Here is a 16675-nt window from a genome sequence, read left to right as displayed (position 1 = left end):
TCCCGGCACGACCTACGACACGGCGAGCAACCGGCTGGTACTGGTCGGCGGCCTGGCGCGGCACGACAGCGCATTCGGCGTGGCGAACGGACTGCTCGACCCGGCGCCGATCGACATCCACGCCGGCCGCACCTATCGCTTCCGGCTGATCAACATGGGCGACGCGCGGACGTACTTCGCCCTGCGTCGTCCCCGGCCCGACTCGTTGATCGTAGCGTGGCGCGCCGTGGCAAAGGATGGGGCGGACCTGCCGGCCTCGCAGGCCGTGGTGCGCACCGAAAGACTGCTGACGGGGCCGGGGGAGACCGCGGACTTCGAGGTGAGAGCGGATGAGCCTGGGGACTTGAGGCTCGAGCTCGATGCGCCGTTCGCGGGGTGGCGGCTCGAGGTGCCGGTTCGGGTGCGCTAGCCCGGGTTGAGATCAGGGCGCCGGGCAAGCGCCGACGGCGAGAGGTCAGCGAGGGCATCAGAGACGCGCTCTGAGCCCCACCCGCGCGACCGAGAACCTGATCGGGGCGCCGGCACCGTTCACCTTCCGATCGATCCTCTCATAGGTGTACTCCACGATACCGTGCAGACGGCCGGTGGTGCGGCCAACCCGCGCACCGAGCCCCAGCCCGAGCGCGAGTCCGGTGCCCCCACCGCCGCTGAAGCGAGCGAGCGGGTAGTAGGACGCTCCGGCTTCGATCTGCGCCAGGCTGGAGAGCCTGGTCTCGGACAGAACGCCGACGTGCAACAAGCCTACCTCCTGCGCGACGAAGTCCGGGCTGATGAATCGCCGCGCGACTCCCACCTGCAGCCAGAGCCGTGGGCCCCAGACATAGCTGGCCAGAGCGCTAAGCTCATGGAGTGCATAGTCCGGCTGCACGGAAAAATCGGCGTGAAGGGAAGCCGTGAGGCCCCGAAGCTCGAGCCGAAAGCGTCCGCGCTCGGCTCGGGCATCCACCGCGAGCCCCAGTCCCCTCGTCCCGCGGAGGCTGTCGATCTCGCTGTTGCTCACAGCGATGCCATATGCTCCCAGCTCCACCTGCTGCGCCCAGGCTTCCGACACTGCCGGCAGACTCACCAGCAGCGACGCCGCGAGCGCCTCCAGCACCATCCTCATCGGCTCGGCTTGACCGTCAGCAGGACCTGAGATCGCCGCACCGCGTTCTGGCGCTCGATTTCCTCATTCCGGCGAGCGAGCAGTTCGCGCAGCAGCCGATTGTACAGGATGTTGGTCTGGGATGGTCGAGGGTCCGGACGCCGGAGGCTCAAGGTCAGGCCGAGGCCAACCGCGGCCCCGCCTGTGGAGAGAATGCCGGCCCGCGGACCGCTACCGAGATCTCGGTCGTCGAGCGCCAGGAAGGCAGCCGCGGCGGCTCCGGTGTACAACACCGCGAGCGCCAGGGGTCGCCAGTCGCGCGGTGGCGACACCAGCTCGGGCTGTTCCTGGTACCCGGGAAGGCTGCTCAGATGGGGCACCGTATCCACAGCGGCATGCTCCACCCGCACCGCGAGGGGCTCGGAGGAATACTCGCTGCGGGCACCTTCCCGGGCGGTGACGATGATCTGGTAGTCACCCTCGGGAAGCGGGCGGCCGCCACGGCCGCGCACGGTCCAGTCCACCCGGCTGGGGCCGTTCGTGGTGGTCGTATCGATGACCGTGTCGGTGCCGGGCCCCACCACCCGTGTCGAGACCAGCGCGAGCCGGGAGACATAGAATCGAATGGCGGCGCTGCCGGTGCCCGCCAGGAAGGAGGTCGAGTCGATCGTCACCCGCCTCACGACCAGCACCTGACCCAGAGCCGAGGCATACAAGGACGTAATGCGCGGCGAGACCCGCTCGAGATTGGGCTCCCGATCGGGTGCGAGAAAGATCAGCTCCTCGAACGCCTTGACGGCCTGCGCTGTAGAGTCGAGCGCCCCGTACGCGAAGCCGAGCAGCTCGAAAGCGACAATCCGATCCTCTCGGCCGAGGGACTGCTGGAGGGCCGAACGGGCGCCGGCCAGGGCGCCGCTGTAATCCAGACTATCGTACGCGACCTGTGCCTGGCGGAGCACGGGGTTTGCCTGGGCAACTGCCCGCACCGGAATCGGGAGCACCAGGAGCGCGACCCATGCCACCGCCGGTCCTTTCACCTGTTCTCCTTCATCAGAGTCCGGCTGAGGCGCACTTCGTTGCCCGGCGTCACTGTGGCCACGGTGCTGTCGGTCCGAAAACCTTCCCGAACGATGCTGATCCGGTGGGCTCCCGGGGGCACCTCGTGCCGGACGACGGGCGTGTCGCCGATCTCTACGCCGTCGATCGAGACGGTTCCATAGGGGATCGCGTTGACCGTGAGATAGCCGGTTTTCGGCGCGACAACCGGGCTCGGTCCGATCTGAGTGTCCGCCGGGCTGGGACGCACCGCCGACACGCCGGGTCTTCGCCGGGCTGGTTTGCCTTTTGGCGTTGGCGGGGGAGGCAGCGGAACCCTGGCCGTCGACTCGCGCGGGGCGGACGGCATAGAGTCCAAGCCGGTTGCGCCCGGCGCCGGCACGGTCGCGGGCTCGGGCGCTGCCCTGGGCTCTTCCGCCGGCGGCTCGCTGGTGGGCGCCCGCGCAGTGGTAACCGTGTCGATCGAGTGCATCGTGCTCTCTCCGCGCTCCCGCCGATGGGTGAGCGTCACCACACCGAGCCCCAAGACCGCCAGGACAATCAGACCGCCCGTCATCAACGCCAGACGACGGCCTCGTGCCGGCAGCGGGAGAGATGCTGCCGCCTCGTCAGGCCGCGACGCCTGAGCACCGCCGCTGATGGCCACCACCGGCTGGGGCTCGCCTGCGCGCGCGGGGCGCTCAGGCCAGAGAGCGGTGGCGAAGTCCTCCATCGAGGGGAACCGCTGTTCCGGCTCCTTCGCGAGCGCCCGCTGGAGGCTGTCCGACACCGGCCCCGGGATCTCCGGCGAGACAGTGGCGGCCGGGACGGGAGTCTCGTAGATGTGCTTGTACATCAGGGCGTGCACCGTCTCGGCGATTAGCGGAAGTCGGCCGACCATCATCTGATAGCCGACCACGGCGAGCGAGTACTGGTCGCTCCGCCCATCCAGGGGAAGGGCCTGAACCTGCTCGGGGCTGACGTAGCGCGGGGTGCCGAGCACCTGCCCGGTAGAGGTGTACTGGGTGCTCGATTGAATGGCCTTGGAGATCCCGAAGTCGGTGATGATGACGCGACCGGTCTCGTCCACCATGATGTTCGAGGGCTTCACGTCGCGATGGATGACCCCCCGGGCGTGCGCATGACCGAGCCCGCAGGCCGCCTGCCAGAGGATAGGCCGGGCCTGCTCGACCGGCATCGGCTTCCCAGCCAGAAGCTCGTCGAGCGACTTCCCCGCGACGTGCTTCATTACGAAGTAATGCAGCTCGCCCTCCTGGGCGACCTCGTAGATCGGAATGATGTTGGGATGATCGAGTTGGGCCGAGATGCGGGCCTCCCGCTCGAATCGGCCGAGAAACCCGGGCTCACCTGCGAGTTCCGGCCGCAGCACCTTGATCGCCACCCGCCTGCCAAGCCGCAGGTCCTCGGCCAGGAAGACCGCGCCCATCCCACCCCGTCCGAGGATATCGGTCACCCGGTAGCGCTTCTTGAGGGCCCGCTTGAGCTCCTCGAAGAGCTCCTTGACGACCGCGCGCTGGCGGGTGCTGACCTCGGGATCGGACAGGTCCGCGCCGCACACCAGGCAGAAGCGGCTGTGCTCGGGAAGCGGCGTCTTGCAGTAGGAGCAGATCATTGGGTTTGCGTTGGCCGGCGGCATGGACTAGGGGCGCCAGGCGGGCTGCGCGTCCAAGCCGGTGTTGCTCGTGAGGCGGCGCTGACCCGACCCATCGGCGTTCATGACATAGATCTCCGGGTTGCCATCGCGCGTGCTCACGAGGGTGATCCGGCTCCCGTCCGGAGACCAGCTGGGGGAGGACCCGCCCTCCGGCCCGGAGGTAATCTGGCTGCACGTGCGGGCCTCCAGGTCCATGATCCAGATCTCGTGGCCGAAGAGCTCCTCGCCCAGCTCGCCACCCGAATCGATCGCAAGCTTCCTCCCATCCGGGGACCAGGAGAGTCCGTCGGACGGACCAGAAATGAAACAAGGCAGCTCGACGTCTTCGAGTGTTGTGGCATTCCGGACCACCAGCTCGGTCGCGGGGATGTTACAGCTGAAACAGGCTCTCAGAAAAGCGAGACGGGCGCCGTCCGGTGAGTACCTGAATGCGAGTATGTCATCAGGACAATGATCATCCGACATCACCACCGATTCGCCGCTCCCATCAACTTGGGCCTGGACCACCTCGGGGCAACCTTCGTCAAAGGTGGTGAAGAGAATCCCGGTCGCGTCGAGCGACCAGGAGAGCTCCGAGTTGAAAGAAATCGGATGCTCCATCCGGAGCTGGCGGACCAGCGCTCCGTCGGCGGTTCCCACCGTGATCGCCGGGGCGAGGTTGGATGTCAGGCCCACGATGGCGAGCCGAGCCCCGTCGGGAGACCAGGCAGGACTGGTATGCTCGCGACTCAGGGTGTCGGACAGCCGATGCACGTGGCTCCCGTCGTCGTTCATGACATAGACGACGAGCGGGCGGAGACTGTCGGCGTCTCGGTCGCTGACGAACGCGATCTCCCGGCCCGGGCCGGCGCTCGGAACGGCGATACAGTCGATCGCAAACGTCACCTGGGTGACCTGCTCGGCCGCGACCTCCACCGCCTGCACCTCCGCCCCGGCCAAGACGCAGTTGGGGCTCAGGTCGGCGAGCCTCACGCTGTGGGGGCCCTCCGTCGCGGTGAGCTGATGCACGCCCGCGTCGTCCACTCGAAGGCGCGGCCCGTCATCCACCAGCACCATGTACCCGTCAGGGTCGGCGTCCGACCCCGATGTCGTGGTCACGACCTGGATGGCGCCCCAGCCCGCGGGACAACTGATCGCGAATTCCACCCGCGCGGTGTCGTCCTCAGCCGCCACCAGATCGCTCTCGAGGCCCGGCGACACCTGGCAGCGCGAATCGACACCGGCGAGCGTGATGCGATGGGTGCCGGGCTCGACAGCATCGAATGCCACGGTTCCCGAATCGTTCAGCGCGGCCCTTGCGCGTTGATCCAGAATGACCACCAATCCCGTCAGGTCTACCGGGACCCCGCTCCGCGCGACGTCCACCTCGATTCGGCCAGACGGTGTAACAGACGACTCGCTCGAGCAGCCGAGCCAGGCCCCCGCGCCCAGAGCAAGGCCGATCATGTTTCCGAGGAAGTAAGGACGCGTCATGGAGCCCAGGCCGGCTCGACATCCGTCGTGAGACCCAGGGTGAGGCGCAGCACGCCGGTGCCATCGGCGTTCATGACGAAGATCCGGCTCACCGACTGGAGCACCCCCTCGATGTCGGTGGCGAAGTCCTCGCGAGTGAATGCGATCCTGCTCCCGTCAGGTGACCACGCGGGCGAGTGTCCTTCGGTCAACTGGCGCGGGTCGCTGCCGTCCCCCCCCACACGCCGGATGACGCCATCCACCTCGAAAGCCAAATATCGCCCGTCCGGCGACCAGCCGAGCTCGAGTGGGTCCTGCCTATCGCGATAGACCATCGTGACGACTGAGGTCGCCAGGTCGAGCACCCGCACCTCCAGGAAGCTCGGTCCGCCGGCATCCGGATTGGGAACCTTCACCACGGTAGCGATACGCCGGCCATCCGGGGACCACATGGGTACGCCACTGGTATCCACCGGTTCGCTTTCGAAGGCGAGCACTCGCCGGGGCTGAGCGGCGGCGGTGGTCATGACGTAGATCTCTGCGCTCCGCCCGTCCAGGTCCTCGACCCGAAACGCGATGGATCCTGTCCTGGACCATGACGCCGACTCGATCTCGTGGAACCCGGCGGCTACCGGCTGGGTGCCGGATGCGTCGATCGCCTCGGTGAACAGGTCGCCCTGTTCCGAGCGGCAGAGCACTCGGCGCCCGTCAGGCGACCACACCGGCCTTGGGGCCGTGAGCTGGCAGCCGGTCAACTGAGTGGCATTGAAATCGGTGTCGGAGACCCAGACGGAGCCCTCGAAGGCGTCGGTGCTCCTTCCGGAGTAGGCGATTCGAGACCCGTCCGGGGACCACGACGGATGGGTGGAGAAATCCGGCGGCGTGTTGAAGAACAGCGACGTCTCGCTCGTCCGTTTGCTATCCAGGGCCTCGATCGAGGAGAAGCCCGAAAACTGCTGCGCATATGCGATCCTGCCGTCGAGCGGTGGCCAGCAGCTCACCTGGAACGTCGCGGCCTCGGTCTGGTCGGTGGTGACTATCACCGTGTCCGGGTTCGCCTGGCCAGTGGTGCAATTCTGAGCCAGGCCGCCGAGCCGCACCAGATGGGAGCCGCTGGTCAGGTTCGCGATGAGCAGGGTGTCGTCGACCTCGATCCTTCGGGCACTGTCGGAGTCGACGTACAATATGTAGCCGTCCGGGTCCAGCTCCACTCCGCTGGTTCCAACGATGACCTGGAGCTGGCCCTGGCCGGGCTCCGGTGCCTGACAGTCGACCTCGAACCGGACCGTCGTGGTCAGGCCGGCCACGACCAGCACGTCCTGCGGATTGGGGCTGCTCACCGTGCAGTGCTCGGCGAGGTCGAGGAGGGTGACCCGATACTCTGCCGGCCGTAGGTCGCTTGCCCTAAGGCTGTCGGCCGGGCCGATAGCCCGGCCCGAATCGCCATTGATCGAGACGACGAAGCCGTTCGGATCCGACGCCCCGCCCTGGATGGCTGTGAGGATGAGCAGACTGCCGGTCGGAGCGCTCTCGAGAGACTCGCCGGCGCCGCAGCCGAGACTGAAGAGCCCGATCGCGAGGTGGGCGAGAGGGAGCCGCGAACGGCAGCGTCGCACAGCGAAGAGCACCAGGCGGAGCCGAAGTGGGTGAGAAGCGGCCTAATATGCCGAGCCATCAGAAGCTCGGCAAGTTGCAGACGTGGGTACGTGGCGGAGCTCGAATTCCAGATATATCTTGTCGCCTCAAACGGTTCGACGAAAGCGACTCGGTGCCGTCCCACCCTTTCGCGGCCGGCTGGCTCCTCGCCTCCTTGGTGGCCGCCGGCTGCGCCTTGCCCTCCGATCAGAGCGGAGAGATGGTCGTCGCTATCGACGCACCCTCCGGCCTCGTCGTCCTCAACACCAGCATGCGGGTGAACGGTCACATCAGCCGCCGGTCCTCCTCTGGGGCTTCGGAGTCGATCCCGGGCGCCGAGATCACTTGGCGATCTTCCGACCCGTCGGTCGCCACCGTCGCCGGCGCCAGTGACGGCTCCGCGACCGTCACCGGACTCCGGAGCGGCACGGCGGAGATCCAAGCCACCGCCACCGGCTTTGCGGGCGCCGAGCCGGCGACCCTGGCCATCAGGGTCGCTAACTCGGTCGAGATCGACAGCGTTGTCCCGGCTGTGGTTCGCTATGGGGACCGGGTGAACATCTTCGGCGTGGGCCTGGCAAACCTCGCTCGCGTGTCGATGGGTGAAGCTGACCTCATCCCGGACGAGACCACATTCTCGGGTGAGCGATCCGGCCTGGGCCGCCTCGACTTCTGGGTCCCTTACCCAGCGACAACGGCGCGCGCCGCCGCCGTCACGCTCCAGGGCGCCACGGCGCTCGCTCCGGCTCCGACCACGGTACTGGCGACGGATCTGTACCACGAGCTCGGGGAGCCGCCGCCCCTGATCGACCTCACCGGACCGCCGATTCGGCCACCCGATACCCTGTTCTACAATCCGGCCCTGGCCCTGACGGTAGGGGAGCAATCGGATGGCTTCCGATTCGCCCTGCCGACGGCGGGACGCGCCATCACCATCACGATCTCGACCGAAACACCGGCCGTCACTCTGTTCGATCCGGTGGTCTCCATCGGGCCCAAGCCGGTCGGGACGGCCCTTGCCGACGGAGACCCATCCCTCTGGGCAATAGGGGTAGGGGGACAGATCTGTCGAGGTATACAATCCGGGTCCGATTCCGGCGGGGGCGCGTTCATCCAGTTCCCGCGGCCGGTACCCCGCACTGGTCCGGTCACCGTGGTGCGCGCGCTGAAGGACTTGCCGGCCGGGGACCTTCTGCTCGGCGTCCTGGGGGACCCTCCGGGGCGCTACAGCGTCACCGTTCAGGATGGCTACAAGACAGCCGATCCGCGGATCCTGCCGGACCGCTTCGAGGAAAATGACCACTGCCTGGGAGCCGATCTCAATGCGGGGAATCCCGCCACGAGTATCGACCTTCCCTTTGCCGACACCCTCACCATCGATAATCCCTACGACGTGGACTGGTTCCGGATCACGATTCCTGGTGACCTCGATGACGGACCCAACCCCTTTCTCACTGTGAAAGTCGCTGCTCGCCCCTTCGCCGCCGCGGACTCGAGCAACCTGGGCATCCTGCTGCTGGGGGAATTCGGCGTGTCGGCCGAGGCCCACGGGAGTGGTTCAACCGAGACCCTGAACGCGGAAGTCTCGCCGGGGGACCACTATCTCATCGTCCTGGACGAGGCGGGGGTAGCGACCCGGTACTCGTTGTGCATCGCGGTCGGGAGTGACTGTCAGTTCGTTCCTGGTTCCGAGGACTAGGGGCGACTCCGGCCTGGCCTGACGCATCGGGCGACTCCTAGTCTCCCGATGCGACACAAAACCGCGCTTTGTGGTCGCGCGATGGCGCGCAATTATTACTATGCGTCGCGCCGTGGTTCTCCGCGCACTCGCCGCTCGATCGCGCGCCGCAACAATCCTATTGACACCTTCGGTACTGCGTCATACCCTGGCGTTGCGCAGAGACTCCTGCACATCCGAGCCCCTGTAATGCGAGTAACGCTTTCACGGTCCGGTGGCCTCGCCTACCTGCCGGGACTCATGCGTCCTATGACGCTCGACTCGTCGTCCCTGGATACGGCGGACCGGGCAGTGCTGGAGCGCTTGCTTCAGGAGTCCCGGTTCACGAGCCTGCCACCTCAGGTTGGCGCCGCTCCTCCAGGTGCTGCCGATTACCGCACATTCGAGATCACGGTCGAAGACCAGGATCGAGTTCATACGGTGCGAGCGGTCGAGCCGATCGGTGACCCTGCGCTGCAACGTCTGGTGAACTTCCTCGAGCAACATGGACGGGTACACCGGAGTTCCTGACACCTTCCCCCCTGCCATGGAAGAGGCCCTTCCGACCGACCGAGATCGATCGGATCACAGAGGATCGCATATGACACACCACCACGGCCACTCGGCCGGCTGCTGCATTATCCCGCCGTACGTCTTGGAAGCGATCGCGCAGCGGGGAACCCCCGAACAGCGCGAGCGCGCCCTGCGGACGTTGGGCATCGACACTTCGCTCCGCACCGCACGACTGATTCAATCGCTGCACGAACGCCCACTGATCGATCGCCAGCGGCGGCGAGGGCGGATGGTCGCTCCCCCTTCGCAACAGAGGAGGATCTACGACGCCCAGCACGGAACCGTCCTCCCGGGACAGCTGGTGAGAGGCGAGGGCCAGGCCGCGACGGGAGACATCGCGGTCACCGAGGCCTATGATGGATTCGGATCCACCCTGGACCTGTACTGGACGGCATACAACCGCAACTCGATCGACGACGCGGCGATGCCGGTGCTCGGCAGCGTTCACTACGGCCAGGGCTACGACAACGCTTTCTGGAATGGCTCGCAGATGGTGTTCGGCGACGGTGACGGCCAGTACTTCAACCGCTTCACTATCTCCATCGATGTCATCGGCCACGAGCTGACGCACGGTGTGACCGAGCACACCGCCAACCTCGTCTACCAGGACCAGCCGGGTGCGCTGAATGAATCGATGTCGGATGTGTTCGGGTCGTTGGTGAAGCAGTACTCGAAATCACCCCAGCAGACCGCGGCCCAGGCGGATTGGTTGATCGGCGAGGGGCTGTTCACCGCCCAGGTGCAGGGCGTCGCCCTGCGGTCCATGAAGGCGCCGGGGACCGCGTTCGACGACCCGGTCCTCGGAAAAGATCCCCAGCCGGCGCACATGAACGACTACTACCAGGGCACCGACGACAATGGCGGAGTCCACGTCAACTCCGGCATTCCCAATCACGCCTTCTACCTGCTGGCCATCGCGCTGGGTGGGTTCGCCTGGGACAAGCCCGGCCACATCTGGTATGCCACGCTGTGCGACCCGCGCCTGTCATCCACTGCATCCTTCCAGCAATTCGCGGAGCTGACCGCTGACAATGCCTCCAAGCTCTACAGTGCCGCGGAGCGACAAGCGGTCGTCGATGCGTGGGAGCAGGTCGGGATCATCCTGCGAGGGGCGGCGATGCAGACGACCTTCGTGGCATCATCCGCCGCACCAAGCGGCGACGTGCACACCTTGGTCCTGGATCAGGCGAACGGCCTCTGGCATACGATCCGCCTGGCCAATGGCGACTGGCCCTATCCCTGGGGCGATGTGCAGCAGGCGATCCGCGACCAGGGACACCCCGACGTCGGCCCGACCCGGCTCGTCTCCGCCGCCGCCGCGCCCAACGGCGACCTGCACCTGTTCGTGCTCGACCAGACGGACGGCTTATGGCACACCATCCGCTTGGCCAATGGCGACTGGCCCTATCCCTGGGGCGATGTCCAGCAGGCGATCCGCAATCAGGGGCACCCCGACGTCGGGCCGACCCGGTTCGTCTCCGCCACCGCTGATCAGAACGGCGATGTGCACGTGTTCGTGCTGGACGAGTCCGACGGACTCTGGCACACGATCCGCAAGGCCAACGGAGACTGGCCGTATCCGTGGGGGGACGTGCAGGCGGCCATGCCGGCGCTTCAGATGGCATGACCTGAAGGTTCCACTTGCCGTCGGCGCTACCCCGACGGCCTGACTCGCGGCCCGATGCGGAGCTCGTGCCCCTCGTGCGAGAGGAGAACATCCGCAACGGGCCGCGCGTCCCGCGGCCGCGGGCGATGCATCGCCCACCACTGCTCCGCCCGCTCCGCGGTCCAGCTCGCTGTCGGAGGAACCGCGCCCAACCGCTCGCTCACGACCTCCGCGGTGGCCGGACGCCGCGCCGGGTCCTTCTCCAAGCACTCCATGACCAGCTCCTCCAGCGCAGCCGGGATGGCCTGTTCCGTTCGGAGTGACGGCCGCTTCGGCTCCGCCTGCACGTGCTGCATCATCACCTGCATGGCGTTCTCCCCCTCGAAGACCATCCTGCCGGTGAGGAGCCAGTAGGCGACACACCCCAGCGCGTACAGGTCGACCCGATGATCGGTGTCGGCAGCGCCGAGCACCACCTCCGGCGCCATGTACCCCGGCGTGCCGCTCCAGCTGTCCTCGGCGGTGAGGTTGATGGCGTCCTTGCCGGCGCTCCGTGCGCCGTCGAGCTTGACCAGCCCGAAGTCGAGCACCTTGACGAAGTCGAAGGTGGTGCCGGCCCGGCTGACCACCACGTTGGCCGGCTTGATGTCGCGGTGGACCAGGCCGTTGGCGTGTGCGTCCGCGAGCGCCGAACAGACCTGGCGCAGCAGGTGGACGACCCGCTCCGCCGGCAGTGGCCCGTGCTGCCGGACCAGGGTGTCGAGGTCGAGGCCGTCGAGCAGCTCCATCACGTAGTACAGCCGGCCGTCGTCGGTGACGCCGAAATCGTAGAGCTGCACCGTGTGGGGAGACGTGAGCGCGGCGGTGGCGCGCGCCTCACGCTCGAACCGCCGCACCAGCAGCTCGGGATCGCCCGCCATCGCGCCCAGGGCCCGCTGGCGGATGAGCTTGATCGCCGCCGGCCGGATCAGCAGCCGGTGGCGCGCGCGCCAGACCTCGCCCATGCCGCCCCCGCCGATCTTCTCCTCGAGCAGATACTGGCCCAGCTCGCTCGCCTCGGCGACCTGCCGGCGCAGTCCGTACAGGACCCGTGAAGCGATGGTGGCGAGCGTGGTTCCCAGGACGCTCCAGAGGACGGTGTTGAGAGTCATCTGGAGCTTCTGATACGCCGGGCTGAAACCGGGCAGGAACGCCGTTGGGTGATGGCGTGCGATGCACACGACGACGGTCGGGGCGAAGACCAGCGCCGACAGCAGCAGGGTCCGCCCCGGCCTGGACGGCAGCAGGATGGCGCGGAGCATGACGGTGACCGTCAGGGCCAGCAGCGTCTGCAGGATCTGCCCTTCTTCCTCGATCGTCATGAGCGAGAGGAAAGCACCGGCCAGGACGAAGCTGATGACATCGAGCGCGCCCAGGTTCTTGAGCGTCGGACTGGTCCGGCTGGCTACCAGCCAGAGCAGGGCCATCGTCACGCTGGCGCAGAGGTGCCCGAATGCCACCGGTCCGCGCACCACGACGACGAACGGCGCGCCGCCGATGAGGACCATGCTGGCGAGGAGGAAGAGATAGAACGCGAACGAGACGACGAAGAGCGTCTTGCTGAGCAGCGCCAAGCGCTCGCGCACGAAGGCCAGGCCGCTGGAGCTGTCGAGTCCCCGGTCGAGGAGGTTGGACATGGGGGGAAGATAGCCGGCGGCCTAACTCCCGGGCTCGGCCGTCAACCGCGCCAGCCGCGACCGCGCATCCTCCACCGCCGGCCGTAGCGGCGCGTCGCACGCGGCCCAGAGCCGCACCACCTGCGCGTACGCGTCGATGGCCTTCTGCCGCTCGCCCCCGCGCTCGTACAGCTCGCCTAGCCGGAACAGCACCGGAACCCGGAAGGTCATGTGGTCCGGCGTCCCGCCGAAGCCGTTCTCCAGCCAGCGCTGTGCCTCCGTGTCCTTGCCGAGCGCGAGGAGCGCCTCGGCGCGGAGGAAGCGGGCGTAGTCCTCGGAGACCGGCGACATCCCGCTCAGGCTGAGCGGCACGGCGCCCCGCACGGGGCCCAGCGCCGCCAGCGCGTCGGCCGGACGCCGCGCGGTGAGCGCCAGGTCCGCCCGCACCGCCGCCGCCAGGGAGCGAGCCGGACCGGCGACCTCGTCCGGTGCGGGCAGCGCCTCGAGCTGGCTCGCGGCCCGCGCCGCCGCCGCCGGTTCGCCAAGCCGCACGGCGAGGAGGCCCAGGATATAGAGGCGGACCGCCGGCACCATCGCCACCCGGGGGTCGCCGGCGACCGCCAGCGACCGGTCGGTGGCCGGGTCCCACGCAGAGAGGTCGGCGCTGATGGCCTGGAGCACCGGCCGCGGCACCTGGAAGAAGGGGAGCGCCGCCGTGATCCCCCGTACCAGCCGGGGCAGCGGTGTGGTGGCCGTGCCGAGGGCGCGGAGGAAGGCACTGTCGGCCGCCACCCACCGTCCCTGGCTGACCAGGTTTGTCGCCAGGGCAACGTTGAGGCGAGTGGCCTGCTGTGGACGCTCCGCGCCGGCCCGCGCGAACGGCTCGGCGGCGGCCGGCTGCCCCAGCCACTCCCCCACCTGCCACACGGCATTGAGCACCAGCCCGACGTGGGCGCTGTCCCGGGCCTCACGCAGCAGCCGCGCGGCCAGGGCGCTGTCGCCCTCGGCCACGGCGAACATGGCGCTGTCCGCGTAGTCCTTCCCCACCCGGGCGACCAGCGACTCGGCCTTCGCGATGTCGTCCTCGCTCACGGCGAGGTGCATCATGGGTCATATGGGACAGAGGAACTCTGGGTCGAGCTTCACCACCCCGTCGAACACCGGCGCCGATTCCGCGATCGGGCGGCCGCGCAGCGGATTGTAGACGTTGAGCACGGTGGCGAGCTGCCACTGCGCCTCGAGGTCGTCGGGATAGTCCTGGAGGATGCCGCGGTAGCCGCTCTCCGCGTCGTCCGGCTTGCCGTCGGCCAGCGCGGCGAACGACGTGAGCAGCCGCCGGTCGCGCTCGCTCAGCCGGTCGGCCAGGCGCACGGCGCGCTCGGTGTTGGGCCGGATCAGCCCGTCGTGCCGTGACCACGCCGCGGCCACCGCCAAGCGGTAGTAGGCCAGCGCGAAGGTGCTGTCGAGCTGCACGGCCTGCTGGAAGCCCGCCAGCGCCGAGTCGAACCCGCCGCGGCGGAGCTGCCGCTCAGCGTCGAGGTACGACTTGAGCGCGGGGAGCGACCGGGTCGTGGTGGCGGCGGTCTGGAGCAGCCGCGAGCCCACGCCCCGGCCCTGCCGTACCATGAGATCGCCGGCCAGACGATCCACCAGCTCGAAGAGCTGGGTGGTGTCGCCGCTCACGCTCGACTGCGAGAGCATCGCCGGCTGGGCCGGCGCGCCGTCGTACAGGCTGGCCTCGATGCGCACCTGGTTGCCGATCGCGCTCACGCTGCCAAGCACGTAGAGCCCGGCGCCCAGCCGCCGGGCGAGCCGCCGTCCTTCCTCCAGATCGGCCACGCCGCCGTCCGCGTGCGCCGCGGCCAGGACCGTGGCACCGTTGACGCTCCGGATGTCGCCGGCGCCGTCGAGGTTCCGGCTCAGCAGGTCGACCATGCCCTGCGCCAGGAAGTCGAGGCGCCCGCCGCCGTGGACCGCGAACGGCAGGACCGCCAGGTGGTTGGCCGACGCTTGGGCGGCCGAGGGCCGGTGGAGCATCCACCATCCGACCACCGCCGCCACGAGCAGGCCCGCGCCGGCGAGCGCGGCGCCGAGTCGGCGGCGAGCCGGGCGCGGCGCGGAGGCCGAGGAGGCACCCGCCCCGACCGCGACAGGGGTCACGGGCAGCGTCGCCGCCGCGGCGCTTCCGCTGGTGCTGGTGACGGCCTGATCGAGTGCCTGGGCGAACAGCGCGGCGGTGGCGTAGCGGTCGGCCGGCACCACCGAGAGCGCCCTCGAAATCGCGGCGTCGACCGGCTCCGGCACCGACGGCCGGCCGCTTCGGACTCGCGGGACCGGCTCCGACAGCCGCTTCATCAGGATGGCCTGCATGGTTGGGCCGGTGTACGGCTGCTCGCCCGCCAGCATCTCGAACAGCACGGAGGCCAGGCTGTAGACATCCGACCGGGCGTCGAGCGTGCGGTCGCCCGTGGCCTGCTCGGGGCTCATGTAGGCCGGCGTGCCCACGCTCATGCCGGTCTGGGTGAGCGAGTCGTCTCCCGCGCCCAGCGCCCGGGCGATGCCGAAGTCGGCGACCAGGGTGTTGCCGTCGCTGGTGAGCAGCAGGTTCTCGGGCTTGATGTCGCGATGCACGACGCCGTGCTCGTGCGCGTAGTGCAGCGCCTGGGCCGCCTGCCGGGCGATCCGGAGCGCGTCCTCCAGCGGGAGCTGCCGCTCGCGCCGGAGCCGGTCGCGCAGGCTCTCGCCCTCGACGAACGGCATGGTGAACCAGAGATGACCCGCAGTGGCGCCGGAATCGTGGACGGTCAGGATGTGGGGGTGCTGCAGCCGGGCCGCCAGCCGGATCTCGCGCTGGAACCGCTCGCTGCCGAGCGATTGCGCCAGGTCGGGATGGAGCACCTTGAAGGCGACCGGACGATCGTGCTTGAGGTCGGTCGCGAGGAAGACGGTCGCCATGCCGCCGCGGCCGAGCTCGCGAAGCAACGCGTATTGTCCGGCGAGTCCGGCTTCGAGCTGCGCGCGCAAGTCTGACACGTGAGCCCTGGGCTATGGGTAGTGGGACGGCGGAAAATACCCTCGGCGGCCTACTGCGGGTAGCTGTCCTCAGCGCGGCCGCGTCGCCTGGAACTCGTGGGTGAGCCGGTGCCGCGCGGTCCGGGGCAGCAGGAGCGCCGCGATGAAGCTCACCGCGCCCGCCGCGGCCAGGTACATCGCGGGCGCGAGCGGCACGCCCGTCCTCGAGACGAGCCACGCGCCCACGAGCGGCGTGGTCCCGCCGAGGAGCGCCATTCCCAGGTTGTGCGACACCGAGACCACGGTGCACCGCACCCGCCACGGCGCGAGCTCGGCCATGGTGGCGGGCAGGGCCCCGCTTCCGGCCGCGACCAGCAGGGCGAGGCCGACCTGACCCGCGATGATACGGCCCGTCTTCCCTGTGGCCATGAGAGACATCAAGGGGTAGGCCAGCAGCGCGAGCGCGGCGCCCTGCGCGACCAGCACCGGTCGCCGGCCGATCCGGTCGCTCAACGCTCCCGCCGCCAGCGAGCCGACCAGCGACAACGCCATCGCAAGGGTGTTGATCCCCAGCGCGGTGCGCGCCGGCACCTGGGCCACCTGCGCGAGCCAGGTGGCCGCGTACACGAACGTCATGTAGAACCCGACGGCCAGGGCAGCCACCAGCGCCACGAGGTGCAACGTAGTCAGCCAGTAGGACTGCAACGCCTCGACCAGCGGCGACCGGGACGGAGCCTGATGGGGCACCCGCTCGATGTAGTGGCGCCGGATGGCGATCCCTCCCAGACCCACGCCGATCCCGAGGATGAACGGGATGCGCCAGCCCCAGGCCAGTACCTCCGTCGGCGACAGGACGGCGTTCACGATCGCGCCGGCCGCCGATCCGAGCAGCGTGCCCGTGAACGCGCCGACCGGCGCCCAGCTTCCCATCCACCCGCGGCGGCCCGGCTCGGAGCCTTCGACCAGGAACACGGACGAGGCGCCGTATTCTCCGCCCACCGCGAGCCCCTGCATCAACCGGAACAGGAGCAGGAGGATGGGCGCAGCGATCCCGATGGTCTCGGTGCTCGGCAGCACGCCGATGAAGAAGGAGGGGAACGCCATCGCCATCACCGACCAGAGCAGCGCCTGCTTGCGGCCGAACTTGTCGCCCACCCAGCCGAACAGGGCCCCGCCCAGCGGCCGCATGAGGAAGCCGGCGGCGAAGGTGCCGAAGGCGGCGAGGAGCGAG

13 protein-coding genes are annotated in these 16675 nt (G+C 68.7%); 4 read left to right on the top strand and 9 right to left on the bottom strand.

The features are described from left to right. The coding region (locus VHR41_12525; protein ID HEX3235018.1) for a hypothetical protein at positions 1-409 on the top strand (409 nt) is incomplete at its 5' end. A 57-nt stretch (positions 410-466) separates the two neighbouring features. Here VHR41_12525 and VHR41_12520 read toward each other — a convergent pair. The 5 genes from VHR41_12520 to VHR41_12500 are packed head-to-tail and all read right to left on the bottom strand — an operon-like array spanning position 467 to position 6862. Beyond that, positions 467-1105 (bottom strand): hypothetical protein, encoded by a 639-nt coding sequence (locus tag VHR41_12520; protein HEX3235017.1) that lies wholly within the window; start codon positions 1103-1105, stop codon positions 467-469. Then, positions 1102-2121: a hypothetical protein gene (locus tag VHR41_12515; GenBank protein HEX3235016.1), complete on the bottom strand. Its 1020-nt coding sequence runs from the start codon at positions 2119-2121 to the stop codon at positions 1102-1104. Before VHR41_12515 ends, VHR41_12520 begins: the two co-directional genes overlap by 4 nt. Continuing rightward, positions 2118-3752, bottom strand: a complete 1635-nt coding sequence (locus tag VHR41_12510; GenBank protein HEX3235015.1) for a protein kinase — start codon at positions 3750-3752, stop codon at positions 2118-2120. Before VHR41_12510 ends, VHR41_12515 begins: the two co-directional genes overlap by 4 nt. Before the next feature lie 27 nt (positions 3753-3779). Then, complete coding sequence (locus tag VHR41_12505; GenBank protein ID HEX3235014.1) at positions 3780-5267, bottom strand: LpqB family beta-propeller domain-containing protein; 1488 nt, start codon at positions 5265-5267, stop codon at positions 3780-3782. Then, positions 5264-6862, bottom strand: a complete 1599-nt coding sequence (locus VHR41_12500; protein HEX3235013.1) for a hypothetical protein — start codon at positions 6860-6862, stop codon at positions 5264-5266. Before VHR41_12500 ends, VHR41_12505 begins: the two co-directional genes overlap by 4 nt. 152 nt (positions 6863-7014) lie before the next feature. On the opposite strand from VHR41_12500, the gene VHR41_12495 reads away from it, so the two are divergent. From VHR41_12495 to VHR41_12485, 3 genes are all read left to right on the top strand, one after another. Continuing rightward, positions 7015-8580: a carboxypeptidase-like regulatory domain-containing protein gene (locus tag VHR41_12495; protein HEX3235012.1), complete on the top strand. Its 1566-nt coding sequence runs from the start codon at positions 7015-7017 to the stop codon at positions 8578-8580. Between the two features lie 48 nt (positions 8581-8628). Then, positions 8629-9129, top strand: coding sequence for a protealysin inhibitor emfourin (locus VHR41_12490; protein ID HEX3235011.1), 501 nt, complete (start codon positions 8629-8631; stop codon positions 9127-9129). Positions 9130-9199: 70 nt separating this feature from the next. Further along, the gene (locus VHR41_12485) at positions 9200-10798 is read left to right on the top strand and encodes a M4 family metallopeptidase (GenBank protein ID HEX3235010.1); all 1599 of its coding nucleotides are present in this window, start codon (positions 9200-9202) and stop codon (positions 10796-10798) included. 26 nt (positions 10799-10824) lie between these two features. On the opposite strand, the gene VHR41_12480 is transcribed toward VHR41_12485, so the two are convergent. The 4 genes from VHR41_12480 to VHR41_12465 all read right to left on the bottom strand — a co-directional run. Further along, positions 10825-12453, bottom strand: coding sequence for a serine/threonine-protein kinase (locus VHR41_12480; protein HEX3235009.1), 1629 nt, complete (start codon positions 12451-12453; stop codon positions 10825-10827). A gap of 21 nt (positions 12454-12474) precedes the next feature. After that, positions 12475-13539 carry a hypothetical protein gene (locus tag VHR41_12475; protein HEX3235008.1) on the bottom strand — a complete coding sequence of 355 codons (1065 nt, stop codon included), beginning with the start codon at positions 13537-13539 and terminating at the stop codon, positions 12475-12477. A 3-nt stretch (positions 13540-13542) separates the two neighbouring features. Then, on the bottom strand, positions 13543-15465 hold the full coding sequence (locus VHR41_12470) for a protein kinase (GenBank protein ID HEX3235007.1): 1923 nt from the start codon (positions 15463-15465) through the stop codon (positions 13543-13545). Positions 15466-15534: 69 nt separating this feature from the next. Beyond that, positions 15535-16675, bottom strand: a 1141-nt coding sequence (locus VHR41_12465) for an MFS transporter (protein ID HEX3235006.1), incomplete at its 5' end; no start/stop codon positions are given.

It is taken from the genome of Gemmatimonadales bacterium, assembly GCA_036265815.1.
Classification (GTDB): Bacteria; Gemmatimonadota; Gemmatimonadetes; order Gemmatimonadales; family GWC2-71-9; genus CAVVWJ01.
Note: the sequence above shows the minus strand (reverse complement) of the source record. Positions and strands in the feature narration are given on the sequence as shown.